Source organism: Oceanimonas doudoroffii, from assembly GCF_002242685.1.
GTDB lineage: Bacteria > Pseudomonadota > Gammaproteobacteria > Enterobacterales > Aeromonadaceae > Oceanimonas > Oceanimonas doudoroffii.
The window spans coordinates 1-14,759 of record NZ_NBIM01000001.1 but is presented as its reverse complement, the minus strand read 5'-3'; the positions used below and the strand labels follow the sequence as shown (position 1 = coordinate 14,759).

The following is a 14,759-nucleotide window of genomic DNA, read 5'->3' as shown; positions in this document are numbered from 1 at the left end:
GCTTCTTTGCCCACTCCCCGCATACGGCTTCAGCTCTCATCGGTTTTACGCTCCATCCACAGGGTGACTTCCCCGACCCTGAAGCCCCACTTGGTCATCTCGGCCCGGTTGATCAGGCGGTTCTCATCGAGCAGGTACATCCAGTCGTTAAAGTCGATGTTCCAGACCTTGCCATTCACCGGCACCGCCAGGGTATAACGCCAGTTCAGGGCATAGCCCCGAGTCCGGCCTTCGGCCGGCGTGACCACGTCATCGGCGGTGCCGGTATAGCGTCCGTCGGGGTGTTTTTCCAGATACCAGACCCGGCGCTGCTGCTCACCGTCATCGTACACAAAGTCTTCTTCCAGCACGCCCTGGTTGCCTTCCCAGCTGGCCACCATGTCCACCTTGAAGCGCCTCAGCACACGGCCGGATCTGTCCTGCACCATGCCATAGGCCACCAACTCGCCGGTAAAGAACCGGTCCAACTCCAGCGCCGGCGTGGTATTTTCATAGTCGGCAATCTGGCTGCTGCAGGAACTCAGCAACAATGCCATCATCGCCGCCAGTAATACTTTCATGTCAGCCTCCTTTCAGCTGTCGGGTCAGGGCCGGATCCCGGCTGTCGGTGGAAAGCCAGATCGCCAGAAAGGCGGGAGCAAAGGCCGGGTCTTCGATGCTGCCCAGCAGCCGCCAGTTGAAGTAAAACCGGCTGGTACCGTTTTCATCCACGCGAAGCACCAATTCGTCATTGGTCCGCACCGAAGGCCACAATCGCTCCAGCTGCTCGGGCCATTCCGGCTTCCAGCTCACCCCCAGTCGCTGCCACTCCTTTACCGTAGCGGTAAGCAGGTCTTCCTTGTCGATATTGCGCTGATAGCGCAGCGACAGGGCCTGCGGAAAGCGGTTGGCCTGATAACGGCCGTCTTCACTGTAGAAACGGGCATGGTACAGATCCCAGAACAGCCAGCTCATCTTGCCCTGCCCCACCAGGGTGAGATCGGACACCGGGCTGGCCCAGGCCTGGGACACCAGTAACAACAACAGGCAACAGAACTTCTTCATGATCACGTCCTCCGCAATCGTTGATCAAATATCACCAGCAGGGGCAGCAGCGCCGACCAGATCAACGCCAGAATAAAGGCCGTCGTCCAGGGCCCCAGGGGCAGCACCACCGCCTCCAGCTTCCAGCCCGCCAGGTATGAAGACACTCCCGCCCCGGCTCCGGTCAGCGCCAGCCAGGGCCAGGAAAAGCGCCGCAGCCACACCAGGCTGTGCCCCAAGGTCAACACAAAACCCACCCACAGCAGTCCCAGCCACAGCGGCCAGTGGCTGAAGGCAAACACTCCGGTCAGGGTGAGCAGGCCGTCCACCGCCATCCCCAGGGCCGCTAGCCACAACACCCGCACATCGGCCCGACGGCTGGGGGTAAAGGCGAAATGTACCAGCAGCAGCCCGGCGGTGAGCCAGGCCCAGGCATTCTGCCCGGCCACCGCCAGCAGCCAGAAACCTTCAAAGGCGAGCAGCTGGGTCCATTGCCATTTCGACATGGCTCGCTCCGTCAGCTTCGTGCCCGGGCCGCCGGCCGGGTAGCCTCGAAATGCGCCAGGCCAATGGTGCCTTCCCGAAAGCCGCCCTCGCAGTAGGCAAAGTAATAGGCCCACAGCCGCTGAAAGTCGGCGCCGTAACCCAGACGGGCCAGATCGGGGCCGGCCTGCTGAAAGCGCTCGGCCCAGATGCGCAGGGTCTCGGCATAGTGCCAGCCATAATCGTGCAGCCGCACCAGGGTCATGTCGGTCTGCTCGCGCAGGTGCCGGGTCATTTCGCTGACCGAGGGCAGGCAACCGCCGGGAAAAATGTAGCGCTGAATAAAGTCCACCCCCTTGCGGTATTGATCGTAGCGCTGATCCACCATGGTAATGGCCTGGATCAGCAGCCGGCCGTGGGGTTTAAGCAGGCGGTTGAGGGCTCGGAAATAGGCTGGCAGATACTCGTGGCCCACCGCCTCTATCATCTCCACCGACACCAGCTTGTCATACTGACCGGTCAGCTCTCGGTAGTCCTTCAGCAACAGGGTCACCCGCTCTTCCAGCCCTTCCCGTTTCACCCGCGCCTGAGCATGCTCAAACTGCTCCCGGGACAGCGTGGTGGTGGTCACCCGGCAGCCATAATGACGGGCGGCGTAGCAGGCCAATCCACCCCAGCCGGTGCCGATTTCCAGCAGGTGATCATCGGGCCCCAGTTCCAGCCGTGAACAGATAAGCCGAAGTTTGTGCTGCTGGGCCTGCTCCAGGCTGACCCCGGCTTCCGGAAACACCGCCGAGGAATACTGCATCAACGGGTCGAGAAACAGGGCGTACATGTCGTTGCCCAGATCGTAGTGGGCGGCAATGTTGGCCCGGCTGCCGCGGGTAGAATTGCGGTTGCGTCGGTGCACCAGCCGGTGCAAGGGCCAGGTAAGCCAGCCCAGGCGCCGCTCCATGCGATCCAGCACCGCCAGGTTGCGGGCAAACAGCCGGGTCAGGGCGGTCAGATCCGGACTGTGCCAGCCGGTTTCCACCCAGCTTTCGGCGGCCCCGATGCTGCCTCCCGCCAGCAGCCGGCGGTAGCTGCGGGGATCCAGCACCCGTACCCGGGCCTGCAGATCCGCCCTGGCATCACCGAAAAAGAAGGTGTCGTCGCCATCTTCTATGGTTAGCCCGGCGTCCTTCAGGCCCGACAGCAATGAAAAAGCCAGACGGCGGGCCCAGCGATCCAGGCGGCGGGGGGCGGCGGGGGTCAGTGTCGTCTCCATCGTGGCGTCCTTAAGGATGTGAATGATAGGGAATGCGTTTAAAAAACAGTTTCAGCGCCTGCCAGTAGATGCCACGCACCACGGTGAGCGTCATCATTGGCCACTGGCACAGCGCCGCCCGCAGGGCATGACCGCTGAACGGTCGCCGGCGCAGGGCCAGGGTGGCGTCAAACAGCAGCTCGGGGGTGCGGTTTTCGATGTGCACCAGGGCGCGGGCCGCCGGCGGGGCAATGCGCCAGTGATACTGCATGGCCATGCCCATAAAGGGCGACACGTGAAAGGCCTTGTCGGTGGGTGCGGGCCGGGCCAGATCCACCAGATAGCAGTGGCGCTCCCGCCAGGGGGTGTTGCGCACCTCCGCCAGCAGGTAGCGGGCTTCCTTGCCCCGGTAACAGAAAAACAGGTTTACCGGGCTGAAATAGATACCGAAACAGCGCACCTGACCCAGCATCACCACCCGCTCCAGGCCGAGGGAGTCTCCGCCGAGACGGGCCACTTCTTCCAGCACTGCCTGCTTGAGCGGCGTGTGCGCGTCCCCCAGGTAGTCGCGGCGGCGAAAGCTCAGCGGCGCAAAGCCTTCAAGGGCAAAGCAACGACTGGTGGCGTCAAGCCGGGGCAGCTCGTCCAGATCCAGCGCCAGCATGTACAGGCCATAACTGAAGGCATGGGCCCTGGGCTGGTAACGACGATGGCGCACCACGCCGGTATAAATGGCGCTGTTCAGGCTCATAGGCCGGCTCCAAAGCGTTCGCACACGTCCAGGCTGCTGCGTACCCCGTCTTCGTGAAAACCGTTGTACCAGTAGGCGCCGCAGAAATGGGTGTGGTTCCGGCCGCAAATCTCACCCCGTCGGGCCTGAGACGCGATGGCGGCGTGGTTGTACACCGGATGGGCATAGCGAAAACGGCGCAGAATGCGGGCCGGATCGATGGCATCGGTGCGGTTCAGGGTCACGCACAGGGTGTCATCTGACTCAATTCCCTGCAGTATATTCATGTTATAGGTCACCGCCGGCAGCGCCTGCTCGCCCCCCTCAAGGTAATAGTTCCAGCTGGCCCAGGCCCGGCGCTCGGCGGGCAGCAATCGGGTGTCGGTATGCAGCACCACCTCGTTGTCGCGGTAGGCCAGCCCGCCCAGCACCTCACGCTCGGCCGCGGTGGCATCGTCCAGCATGGCCAGTGCCTGATCCGAGTGGCAGGCCATAATCACCTCGTCAAAGGTCTCGGTTCCCGCCGCCGTGGTGATCGCTGCCCCCTTCTCCAGCCGCCGCACCGACTGTACCGGGCTGTTCAGCCGCACCTCCTGCACGCCCTGCACCAACGCCGGTATATAGCTGCGCGAGCCGCCCTGCACCACGTACCACTGGGGCCGGTCCACCAGATTGAGCAGGCCGTGATGGTTGAAAAAGCGCAAAAAGAAGGCCAACGGAAAATCCCGGCTGTCGGCCAGGGACGATGACCAGATGGCCGCCACCATGGGCAGCACATAATGGCCGGCAAAAAAGTCGGAAAAGCCTTGCCGCGCCAGGAACCCGCCCAGAGTGTCCTGCTCGGTCAGGGTGTTGTCCTTCAGCGCCCGCTTGCACAGCAGGTTAAAACGCACGATTTCCAGCAGAAAACCGTAAAAACGCCCGTTCACCAGATTACTGCGCTGGGCAAACAGGGTATTGAGGGTATGGCCGTTATATTCCAGCCCGGTGGTTCCCTGCTGCACGCTGAAGCTCATTTCGGTGGGCCGGGCCTCCACCCCGGCCCGGGCCAGCAGCCGCTGAAACCGCGGGTAGGTGCGATCGTTGAACACGATAAAACCGGTGTCAACCGCGTGACGGCGGCCGTTCAGGGTCACGTCCACGGTGGCGGTGTGCCCGCCCAGATAATCGTTGGCCTCGAACAGGGTCACCCTGTGCCGCCGGCTCAGCAGCCAGGCCGAGGTAAGACCGGCGATGCCACTGCCGATGACCGCAATGCTGCTCATGCCTGCTCCTTTTTCATACGCCGGGCCAGACTCAGCCACAATCCCTGGGGCAGCGAGGACAGGACCCGCAGGGTAGAGATAAACCCGAAGGGAAAGGTGATTTCACGTTTACCGCGCGAAAGCCCCCGGCGTATGGCCTGGCTGGCCTGCTGCACACTGACCCGGCCGGGCATGGGAAAGTCGTTTTTTTGGGTCAGGGGGGTGTCCACAAACCCCGGCCGAATCAGGCTGACGGCGACGTTGGCGGCATTCAGATCCACCGCCAGGGTACGGGCCAGGTAGTCGACGCCAGCCTTGGAGGCGCCATAGGCCTCGGCCCGAGTCAGGGGCACAAAGGTCACCGACGAGCTCACCAGCGCCAGTCGGCCGCCGGTCTTGATGCGCGGCAATACCGCCGCCACACAGTTGCCGGTGCCGATCAGGTTGGCCTGTACCACCCGCTCAAACAGGGCGGCGTCAAAGGCATGGGCATCGTCCACATATTCGCAGGTGCCGGCGTTAAGAATGGCCAGATCCACCGGCGCCACGGCACTCAACGCATCGCGCACGGCGTCCCGGTCGTTGATGTCAAACACGCCGTACTCCACCCGCTCACCGGACAGGGCCTCGGCCAGCTTGTCGTGGTTGCGGCCGCAGGCCACCACCAGCCAGCCCTCGGATAAATAATCCTGCGCCAGTTGCAGGCCGATGCCGGAGTTGGCACCGGTGATCAATACCCGTTTCATGAATTCAGCCTCCGTTTCAATGCCCGTATGCCCTTGCCCAGCAGCGGCAGCTGCTCATAAAGCATGGCGCCAAGATCAAAGAAGTCTCTGTGGTAATAAATGCTGTCGGCAAAACACAAATGGCTGACCCCGGGCACGGTCACCGGCCGGCCGCCATTGAGCCGGGGGTGAACAAAGTGCATTTCCCAGCGCACATAGGCTTCACCGTCCTGCTCCATCACCTGAATAATGTCGAACCGGCACTGCTGCACCCGGGTAAACAGCCCTTCGAAATAGGCCACCAGCGACTCGATGCCACGAATGTCGTGGGCCGGGTCGGCAAACAACACATCCTTTGAATACACATGACGCAAACCCTGCAGCTCAGCGGGGGAAAGGCGCCGGTACAGGCGACAAAAGGCGCTCAGGGCGGGACTCATGCCTCCTCCTCGTCCTTTAGGGCGTCAAACATGGCAATGGCATGCTGACGGGCGCGGGCGTGATCCACCAGGGGCGGCACGTAATCGCTCTCGCGCCCTTGCTTGCGCAGCCAGTCGTGGGGGGCGTGAATGTGTTTGGCCGGCACGTTTTTCAGCTCCGGCACCCAGCGGCGAATAAACTCGCCGTCCGGGTCAAAGCGCTCGCTCTGGGTCACCGGGTTAAACACGCGGAAATAAGGCGCCGCGTCGGCACCTGTGCCCGCCGCCCACTGCCAGCCGCCATTGTTGGCGGCCAGCTCGCCGTCGATAAGCCGGGCCATAAACCAGGCTTCTCCCCGACGCCAGTCGATATGCAAATCCTTGGTGAGAAAGCTGGCTACTATCATGCGCAGCCGGTTGTGCATCCAGCCGGTGTCCTTTAGGCAGCGCATGGCGGCATCCACCAGGGGATAACCGGTTCGACCATCACACCAGGCGGCAAAACCATCTTCGTCATGGCTCCACTGCAGAGCCTCGGTTTCTTCCTTAAAGGCCCGGTTCATCGACAAATGGGGAAAGGCCACCAGCAGGTGGCGGTAGAACTCCCGCCAGATGATCTCGTTCAGCCAGGCAAAGCCGCGCTCTCCCCGCCCCAGGGGCAAGCTGCCGAGCTCGTTCTCGATGGCCGCCAGGCACTGATTGGGGGACAGTACCCCCAGGGCCAGATAAGGTGACAACCGGCTGGTGCCTTCCACCGCCGGAAAATCACGCTGCTCGCCGTAATCGAGCAAATACTCGGCGCAAAACCGCGCCAGCGCCTGCCCTGCCGCCTGCTCGCCGGCGTCCCAGGCGCCGCTGTCTTGCAGGTCCCCGGCAAGGGCAATATCGGCCGGATCACAGGCGTCGTTCCGCGCCTCAGGCACCGGCAACAACCGGTAGCCCTGGGCCTTGAGCGCGCTCAGCCAGGCCTTGGAAAAGGGCGTAAACACCTTGTACATGTCACCGCTCTGGGTAGTGATGCTGCCATGGTTCATCACGCAGTCGCCGTTAAAGACCCGGCAGGGAATGTTCAGGGCCTGCTGCACCGCCTTGTCGCGGCGGCGCTCGTTAATGCCGATATCCCGGTTGGCATAGAGGGCGTCGATGTCGTGCTCTTTTATCCAGCCGGAAAGCCGCTCGGGCACGTCGTCAAAGTGTTCACACACCAGCAGCTCAAGGGGGACGCCCAGCCTGGCCAGGCCTTCACTCAGGGCCTGCAGGTTTCGGCGCAGAAAGTCTCGCTGCAGGGGGCTGTTGCCGTGCTGCCGCCACTGCCCCGGACAGTCGATATAGAGCGCCTGCACCTGCTCACCCTCGTCCATGGCCGCATGCAGGGCCGGATTGTCGGCCAGGCGCAGGTCGTTTCTAAACCACACCAAATGTCGCATCGTACTTCCTCGCGATTTCACTGACGGTGATGCCATGAGGCCGGCTGAGGCAGCCCTGATCGGCGTACATTCGCCCCAGCTCTCCGATAAAAAAGCTGTGCTCGGGCCAGCATTGGGCCCGCTCCGCAAACCAACTTTGCGTGAGGCCGCCGCCCAGTTGCACCACCAGCGCGTCGCATTTCAGCCGCTGGGCCGCCAGCGGCAGTTGCAATGGCTCGAGGCGGCCCAGTTCCAGGCTGCGGCATTCCAGCCCCTGCAACTCAAAACAGGTCAGCAGTCCGCTCAGGGCATGGCTTTCCCCCACTCGGGCCACGGCAATGCGCGGACCGGACTTGATGGTCAGCAACTGACTGAATACTCGGGCCAGCAGGGCGGTCGCACTTTGCTCAATCAGCTGGTCATCGGGACGATTCAGCCGGCCCAGCTCCGCCAGCCAGGGTTCAATGACATGACGCAGCAGCAGCTCGGCCGGATACAGGCTGGCCAGCTCGTTCAGCTCCACTTCCAGCCGGCCCAGGTTCAGCTCACAGGCTGCGGTCAGTAACCGGTGCAGCGCCTGCTCCCAGTTGGAGCCGGCTTTCACCGGCTGCGGATCGCTCAGCAGGCCCTTGACCTGGCCGATGCTGACCCCCTGCTCGACCCAGTGCAGAATTTGCCGGATCAGGGCAATATCATCGTCGGAATAGAGCCGGTGGCCCTTGTCGGTACGCGCCGGCTTGAGCAGGCCGTAGCGGCGCTGCCAGGCCCGCAGGGTAACCGGGTTGATACCGGTTAAACGGGACACTTCCCGAATCGGGTACTGGGGCTCAGATGCCATAACGCAGTCGCAATGCCTCCGGATGCGGATTGAGGTACACCTGCTGACGCAGGTAATCGTTGGGGTACTCCTCCAGGTAGTGACGCAGCAGGGTAATGGGTGCCAGCAGCGGCAGAATGCCTTCCCGGTACTGGTGAATGGTGCCGGCCAGCTCCTGGCGCTGCCGAGCATTCAGCTGACGTTTGAAATAGCCCTGCAGGTGCTGCAACACATTGGTGTGCCCCTTGCGGCTGGCCCGCCGGGTCAGGGTTTGCATCAACCGGGAAATATATTCCTGCGCCCGTTGTTCCGGGTCGCTCGACAAGTCCGCCACCAGCCGGCCCAGCTCCTGGTAACCGTCTCTGTGGTGGGCCATCAGCAGGTACTTGTAGCGGCTGTGAAAGGCGATCAGCCGGGACGGGGTCATCCCCCTGTGCAGCAGGCACTGCCAGTCGTGCAGGGTATATAGTCGGGTGACAAAGTTTTCCCGCAAGATCGGATCGTTGAGCCGGCCGTCTTCCTCGCAGGGCAGCAGGGGCAGCGCCTGCATGATTTCGGCGGCATAGAGACCGACCCCTTCCTTCTCATTGCCCTTGCCGCTCTCGTGGTAGACCCGCACCCGCTCCATGCCGCAGCTGGGCGATTTGGCACACAGCACATAACCGCTCAGGCCCTCGAACTGGGCCGCCATATGGCGACCGTAGTCCCGCAGTGCCTCGGTCACGTCCTGCCCCTTGGCGGTCTGGGCAATGACTCCCCCTTCCCCGCCAATCAGGCGAATGCTGGGCCGGGGAGTGCCCAGGCCGATGGCCATTTCCGGACACACCGGCACGAACTCCACAAACTTGGCCAGCTCGTCGGTGCAGAAGTTGGAACGCTTGTGACCGCCGTCGAAACGGACCTTCTGCCCCATCAGGCAGCCACTGATACCGACTTTAATCACGCGGGGATCAAACTTGTACATTTTTAGCCCTTTTGTACAACCACTGAGTTCACTCTAGCGCTGGTTGTACAATTTGATCAAGGTTGTACAAGAAAAATTTCAGCCGGTGACACGTAAAGGCAAGACGTTTGAATATCGGGACTGGGGATTGGGGATTGGGGATTGGGGATTGGGGATTGGGGATTGGGGATTGGGGATTGGGGATTGGGGATTGGGGATTGGGGATTGGGGATTGGGGATTGGGAAAGGTTGCCCGGGACGGGCCCGGGCATACAAGGTTCAGTTCAGCTTGCTGCGCATGATCTCTTCTTCATCACGAAACTGGCGGCGCAGCTCGGACTTGGACTTCATGATCAGCTCGCCACCCTTGCCAATGGTCATGTGCTCGGGGTTGTCGTTGTGCATGGCCTGCCAGGCCAGCACCGCCTGCATGCTGTTTTCCTTCTGCTCCGGGGTCAGGACAGAGCCATCGGGCCACTTGCCCAGCTCCACGGCGGTTTTCAGCCGCTCATATACTTCTTTGGGCATGGCGGCAATGGCTTGCTGAAACGATGACATGACAATTCCTCCTGTAAAGATGATGCCAATTTACCATCACCAACGAAAAAAGGGGCGGCTTGCGCCTCCCCTTTTTGACTGCCGGTTTGCAAAAATGCGATCAGCCTCGTGCGGGCAGATCCATCAGCTCGATGCCGGCCATTTTCTGCATTACGCGTACCACCTGGCAGCTGTAACCGAATTCGTTGTCGTACCACACGTACAGTACGGCGCGATCACCGTCGACGATAGTGGCCAGGGAGTCAACGATACCGGCAAAGCGGGAGCCGACCATGTCGGTAGACACCAGCTCGCTGCTGGTGCTGAAGTCGATCTGGTTGTGCAGCGGGGAGTCCAGGGACACCTGCAGCAGGTAGTCGTTCAGCTCTTCGGCGGTGGTGGCCTTTTCCAGGTTCAGGTTAAGCACGGCCATGGACACGTTCGGCGTGGGAACGCGAATGGCGTTGCCGGTCAGCTTGCCCTTCAGCTCGGGCAGTGCCTTGGCCACGGCAGAAGCGGCGCCGGTGCTGGTCAGTACCATGTTCAGCGCGGCACTGCGGCCACGGCGATCGCCCTTGTGGTAGTTGTCGATCAGGTTCTGATCGTTGGTGTAGGAGTGCACGGTTTCCACATGACCGTTCTTCACGCCATAGGTGTCACTGACTGCCTTCAGCACCGGGGTGATGGCGTTGGTGGTGCAGGACGCGGCAGACATGATGCGGTCTTCGGCATCGATCATGTGATCGTTCACGCCAAATACGATGTTCTTGATGTCGCCCTTGCCCGGTGCGGTCAGCAGCACCTTGGCGGCCCCCTTGGCCTTGAGGTGCAGGCCCAGGCCGGCTTCGTCGCGCCATTTACCGGTGTTGTCGACCACCAGGGCATCGTGAATGCCGTACTGGGTGTAGTCGATCTCTTCCGGACTGTTGGCGTAGATCACCTGAATGTAGGTGCCGTTGGCGATAATGGCGTTGTTTTCGGCGTCCACTTCAATGGAGCCGTTAAAAGGACCGTGTACGGAGTCACGACGCAGCAGGCTGGCGCGCTTTTCCAGATCGTCACCACTGCCACGCACCACGATGCCACGCAGGCGCATGCCGTTATTGCTGCCGGCACGCTCGATCAGCAGACGGGCCAGCAGGCGGCCGATACGGCCAAAGCCATACAGCACCACATCGGTGGGCTTGGCGTCGGCATTGCTGTTCAGGGCCGGGGCCAGTTCGGCCTTGAGGAACTCGGCCAGGCCGGACTCGTCCTGGTGCTCCTTCCAGTAGCGAACCGCCAGCTTGCCCAGGTCGATGCTGGCCGGAGCCAGTTCCATCTCGCTCAGCGCCTTGAGCACCGGGTAGCTCTGGCTGACCGGCAACGGCTGGCCTTCGTGACGACGCACCACACGGTGAGCCTTGAGAATATCGATGGTAGAGGCATTCAGCAGGGGGCGGGCATAAACGCAGGTTTCCACACCCTGGTTGCGATACAGTTTGCCAATCAGGGGCTGCATGGACTCTGCCAGTTCCTGGCTCTGTTGCCAGGCGGACAGGTAACTCTCATGGGTCATCGACCGGATCCTTTTAATTCACGTAACCGTTATTGGTATTCACAGCAAAAACAGGCAGGCATTTAAGTTGCCGTTTTTGGACTTTCAGGCGCGCCCATTTTAGTGGATAGGGGGTATGATTACCAGACCAAGGCCGACCACATAAAGCTTCATATGAGTATCAATCCCCCGTTATTGCTGCTGGCGGGCGCACTTTTATTGACAGGCTGTGACCGGGATCGCACCAGCGGCCTGTGCACTCGCTTTCCCCAGTTCTGCGCCGATTTACACGGCGACAGCTGGTGCAACGCAGAACGAGATGCCCTGGTGCAGGCCCGCTACGAGCGGGCCGGTGCCGCCGGCGATGCCGGTCGCTACCGGCTGATGAGCAGCCTGGAAGACTACCGCCAGTGCCTGGATCCGCTGCTGGATATCGAATACACCAAGCGCCATGAGCGGAAGAACGACAAGGTGGAAACCCTTGTCGACATCACCGAGGAACTGGAGCGACTGGAAGCGCAGACCGCCGACTCGGACTACCCCTACCTGCAACTGTGGCGCTGGCAACGCCACGGCGACCGGGCCGCACGTAACGCCTTTATCGCTCAGGCCGAGCGCCCGGCCATGCAGCAGGCCGATCTGCAGCTGGCCCTGGCCCGACTGGTGCGCCACCGGGATCCAGAAGCCACCGAGCAAGCCCTGCACCGGGCGCTGGTTCTGCTGCCCGCCGGGGAACAACCACCTGCGGATTTGATGGGCACACTGGTTGAGCTTTATGTCAGTCAGCAGCGCTACCAGGAAGCCTGGATATGGACCACTATCATGAAAGAACTGAAGGACAGCCAGCAGGTGGACTGGGGGCAAATGGCGTCCCATGTCCGTTTCGATGAAGACCAGCAGGCCAGGCTGCGCCAGCAGGCCGATGCCATTGTTCGGCAACTGCAACAGGGCCGCTATCAGCACGGGGGAGCCGCCTACTGATGCCTGGTTAGACTTCACCTGTGGCGGTCCTGCTTTGAAAGCCAGGTATCATTTGTGAAATAAAATTTCAAAAATAATGATCTAAAGCAAGAGTAAACGGGATTTCCTGATTGACGATAGGCGATTTTTTTGTAATTTTACAACCAATGAGATTTTAGCCTTATCTTTCCCACAACTTTTTTCAGGTGAACGTATGACTATCAAGGTAGGTATCAACGGCTTCGGTCGCATCGGTCGTTTCGTGTTTCGCCTCGCCTGCGAGCGTAACGACATTGAGGTGGTCGCCATCAACGATCTGCTTGATGTGGACTACATGGCCTACATGCTGAAGTACGACTCCACTCACGGCCGCTTTCGTGGCGATGTGCAGGTCGAGGGCGGTCAACTTATCGTGAATGGCAAGGCCATTCGTGTTACCGCCGAACGGGATCCGGCCAACCTGAAATGGGACGAGGCGGGTGTGGACGTGGTGGCAGAAGGCACCGGCCTGTTCCTCACCGACGATACCGCCCGCAAGCATATTCAGGCCGGCGCCAAAAAGGTGGTCATGACGGGTCCGTCCAAGGACGACACCCCCATGTTCGTAATGGGCGTCAACCATCTGGAATATGCCGGCCAGGACATCGTCTCCAACGCGTCCTGCACCACCAACTGCCTGGCGCCCCTGGCCAAGGTCATCAACGACAATTTTGGCATTGTTGAAGGCCTGATGACCACGGTGCATGCCACCACCGCGACCCAAAAAACCGTGGACGGTCCTTCCGCCAAGGACTGGCGTGGCGGCCGGGGTGCCGGTCAGAACATCATTCCGTCCTCCACCGGTGCCGCCAAGGCCGTGGGCAAAGTGATTCCCGCACTCAACGGCAGGTTGACCGGCATGGCGTTTCGCGTACCGACCCCGGATGTATCCGTGGTAGACCTGACCGTACGCCTGGAAAAAGCGGCTTCCTACGAGGAAATCTGCGCGGTGATCAAGGCCGCGTCCGAGGGTGAGCTCAAGGGCATCATCGGTTACACCGAAGACGACGTGGTATCCACCGACTTTCTGGGCGAGACCTGCACCAGCGTGTTTGACGCCAGTGCCGGCATTGCACTGAACGACAACTTCGTCAAGCTGGTGTCCTGGTATGACAACGAGATCGGCTACTCCCACAAGGTGCTGGAGCTGATCGCTCATATCTCCAGATAATTCTCCCGCCCCTCGAGATAAAAAAGGCCGGCGCACTGCGCCGGCCTTTTTATTGCGTCATGATCAGGCGTTGCCCTTGACCTTCATTTTCAGCTCTTTGGCGAAATTGAGCATGCGCTCCAGGGGGATCATGGCCTTGATTCGAGTGTCTTCGTCCACCTGAATCTCGTGGGTTGCGCCGCCTTCCTTCAGGGCATCACGAATGGCCACCAGACCGTTCATCGCCATCCAGGGGCAGTGGGCACAGCTGCGGCAGGTGGCGCCGTTACCGCCGGTGGGCGCTTCCACCATTTCCTTGTCGGGACAGGCCTGCTGCATCTTGTAGAAGATGCCCTTGTCGGTGGCCACGATCAGGCGCTTGTGGGGCAGATCCTTTGCGGCCTGGATCAGCTGGCTGGTCGAGCCTACCGCATCGGCCAGCTCCACCACCGACTGGGGAGACTCCGGGTGCACCAGCACGGCGGCATCCGGGTTCTGGGCCTTCAGCTCCTTCAGGGCCTTGGCGCGAAACTCGTCATGCACGATACAGGCGCCCTGCCAGCGCAGCATTTCACAGCCGGTCTGTTTCTCGATATAGGCACCCAGGTGTCGGTCTGGTGCCCAGATGATCTTGTGGCCTTCACTGTCGAGATGCTCGACAATTTCCAGGGCGATGCTGGAGGTGACCACCCAGTCGGCCCGGGCCTTGACCGCCGCCGAGGTGTTGGCATACACCACCACGGTATGATCCGGGTGCGCGTCACAGAAGGCGGTGAACTCATCGGCCGGGCAGCCCAGGTCCAGGGAACATTCCGCTTCCAGGGTGGGCATCAGCACGGTTTTCTCCGGGCTCAGGATCTTGGAGGTCTCCCCCATAAAGCGCACCCCCGCCACGATCAGGGTTTGGGCATCGTGCTCCTTGCCAAAGCGCGCCATTTCCAGCGAGTCGGCCACGCAACCGCCGGTGTCTTCGGCCAGGGCCTGAATTTCCGGATCGGTGTAATAATGGGCTACCAGTACCGCGTTGCGGGCCTTGAGCAGGGTTTTGATTTCATCCTTCAGCGCACTCTGCTGCTCCGCGCTGAGCGGGGCCGGCTTGGGAGGAAAGGGATAGTCAAACTCGACAATATCAACAGCTTCAGTCATGGCGGTTTGCCAGTGCTCCATTCAATAACAATCTGCGGTCATTATACCGCCGAAGGGAAGGCAACCCAAATCTATGTTAACAATATGAAAAAGCGAAACAGAATATAACGAAGGGAAGAAATAATCGGCAGGGAATGGTGGGTCGTGCAGGATTCGAACCTGCGACCAATTGATTAAAAGTCAACTGCTCTACCAACTGAGCTAACGACCCGTATAAACGGCAAGAATGGTGGACGCTACTGGGATCGAACCAGTGACCCCCTCCTTGTAAGGGAGGTGCTCTCCCGGCTGAGCTAAGCGTCCGGAAACTGGTGGGTCGTGCAGGATTCGAACCTGCGACCAATTGATTAAAAG

At 61.0% G+C, this 14,759-nt stretch carries 16 protein-coding genes and 2 tRNA genes; 2 read left to right on the top strand and 16 right to left on the bottom strand.

Going from position 1 to position 14,759, the window contains the following annotated elements; translation table 11 throughout:
- Nucleotides 1-29: 29 nt before the first annotated feature.
- The 13 genes from B6S08_RS00090 to B6S08_RS00030 all read right to left on the bottom strand — a co-directional run bounded on the left by B6S08_RS00090 (nt 30) and on the right by B6S08_RS00030 (nt 11,131).
- A complete protein-coding gene (locus tag B6S08_RS00090; protein ID WP_094198752.1) occupies nt 30-560 on the bottom strand; it encodes a DUF3833 domain-containing protein in 531 nt (176 codons plus the stop codon).
- Between the two features lies 1 nt (nt 561).
- The gene (locus B6S08_RS00085) at nt 562-1,044 is read right to left on the bottom strand and encodes a chalcone isomerase family protein (RefSeq protein ID WP_094198751.1); all 483 of its coding nucleotides are present in this window, start codon (nt 1,042-1,044) and stop codon (nt 562-564) included.
- Between the two features lie 2 nt (nt 1,045-1,046).
- Complete coding sequence (locus B6S08_RS00080) at nt 1,047-1,529, bottom strand: DUF2878 domain-containing protein (RefSeq protein WP_094198750.1); 483 nt, start codon at nt 1,527-1,529, stop codon at nt 1,047-1,049.
- 11 nt (nt 1,530-1,540) lie between these two features.
- A complete protein-coding gene (locus B6S08_RS00075) occupies nt 1,541-2,773 on the bottom strand; it encodes an SAM-dependent methyltransferase (RefSeq protein ID WP_094198749.1) in 1,233 nt (410 codons plus the stop codon).
- Nucleotides 2,774-2,783: 10 nt separating this feature from the next.
- Complete coding sequence (locus B6S08_RS00070) at nt 2,784-3,503, bottom strand: DUF1365 domain-containing protein (RefSeq protein ID WP_094198748.1); 720 nt, start codon at nt 3,501-3,503, stop codon at nt 2,784-2,786.
- Entirely contained in the window at nt 3,500-4,747 is a 1,248-nt protein-coding gene (locus tag B6S08_RS00065) for an NAD(P)/FAD-dependent oxidoreductase (protein ID WP_094198747.1), read from the bottom strand. Before B6S08_RS00065 ends, B6S08_RS00070 begins: the two co-directional genes overlap by 4 nt.
- Complete coding sequence (locus B6S08_RS00060) at nt 4,744-5,472, bottom strand: SDR family NAD(P)-dependent oxidoreductase (protein ID WP_094198746.1); 729 nt, start codon at nt 5,470-5,472, stop codon at nt 4,744-4,746. Before B6S08_RS00060 ends, B6S08_RS00065 begins: the two co-directional genes overlap by 4 nt.
- Nucleotides 5,469-5,891, bottom strand: coding sequence for a nuclear transport factor 2 family protein (locus tag B6S08_RS00055; RefSeq protein WP_094198745.1), 423 nt, complete (start codon nt 5,889-5,891; stop codon nt 5,469-5,471). The genes B6S08_RS00060 and B6S08_RS00055 overlap by 4 nt, the downstream gene beginning before the upstream one ends.
- Entirely contained in the window at nt 5,888-7,297 is a 1,410-nt protein-coding gene (phrB, locus tag B6S08_RS00050) for a deoxyribodipyrimidine photo-lyase (RefSeq protein ID WP_094198744.1), read from the bottom strand. The genes B6S08_RS00055 and phrB overlap by 4 nt, the downstream gene beginning before the upstream one ends.
- Complete coding sequence (locus B6S08_RS00045; RefSeq protein WP_094198743.1) at nt 7,275-8,114, bottom strand: MerR family transcriptional regulator; 840 nt, start codon at nt 8,112-8,114, stop codon at nt 7,275-7,277. The genes phrB and B6S08_RS00045 overlap by 23 nt, the downstream gene beginning before the upstream one ends.
- Nucleotides 8,104-9,057, bottom strand: coding sequence for a YbgA family protein (locus B6S08_RS00040; protein WP_094198742.1), 954 nt, complete (start codon nt 9,055-9,057; stop codon nt 8,104-8,106). The genes B6S08_RS00045 and B6S08_RS00040 overlap by 11 nt, the downstream gene beginning before the upstream one ends.
- A gap of 258 nt (nt 9,058-9,315) precedes the next feature.
- Nucleotides 9,316-9,594 carry a YeaC family protein gene (locus tag B6S08_RS00035; protein ID WP_094198741.1) on the bottom strand — a complete coding sequence of 93 codons (279 nt, stop codon included), beginning with the start codon at nt 9,592-9,594 and terminating at the stop codon, nt 9,316-9,318.
- 100 nt (nt 9,595-9,694) lie between these two features.
- Nucleotides 9,695-11,131, bottom strand: a complete 1,437-nt coding sequence (locus B6S08_RS00030; RefSeq protein WP_094198740.1) for a glyceraldehyde-3-phosphate dehydrogenase — start codon at nt 11,129-11,131, stop codon at nt 9,695-9,697.
- A gap of 153 nt (nt 11,132-11,284) precedes the next feature.
- Between B6S08_RS00030 and B6S08_RS00025 the strand changes: the two genes are divergently transcribed.
- A complete protein-coding gene (locus B6S08_RS00025; protein WP_094198739.1) occupies nt 11,285-12,091 on the top strand; it encodes a DUF2989 domain-containing protein in 807 nt (268 codons plus the stop codon).
- Between the two features lie 193 nt (nt 12,092-12,284).
- Nucleotides 12,285-13,280, top strand: coding sequence for a glyceraldehyde-3-phosphate dehydrogenase (gapA, locus tag B6S08_RS00020; RefSeq protein ID WP_094198738.1), 996 nt, complete (start codon nt 12,285-12,287; stop codon nt 13,278-13,280).
- A 63-nt stretch (nt 13,281-13,343) separates the two neighbouring features.
- Here the strand turns inward: gapA and nadA are convergent, their stop codons facing one another.
- The 3 genes from nadA to B6S08_RS00005 form a co-directional block, all read right to left on the bottom strand.
- On the bottom strand, nt 13,344-14,405 hold the full coding sequence (nadA, locus tag B6S08_RS00015) for a quinolinate synthase NadA (RefSeq protein ID WP_094200492.1): 1,062 nt from the start codon (nt 14,403-14,405) through the stop codon (nt 13,344-13,346).
- 135 nt (nt 14,406-14,540) lie between these two features.
- Nucleotides 14,541-14,616 (bottom strand) — tRNA-Lys (locus B6S08_RS00010).
- A gap of 16 nt (nt 14,617-14,632) precedes the next feature.
- Nucleotides 14,633-14,708 (bottom strand) — tRNA-Val (locus B6S08_RS00005).
- Between the last annotated feature and the right edge of the window lie 51 nt (nt 14,709-14,759).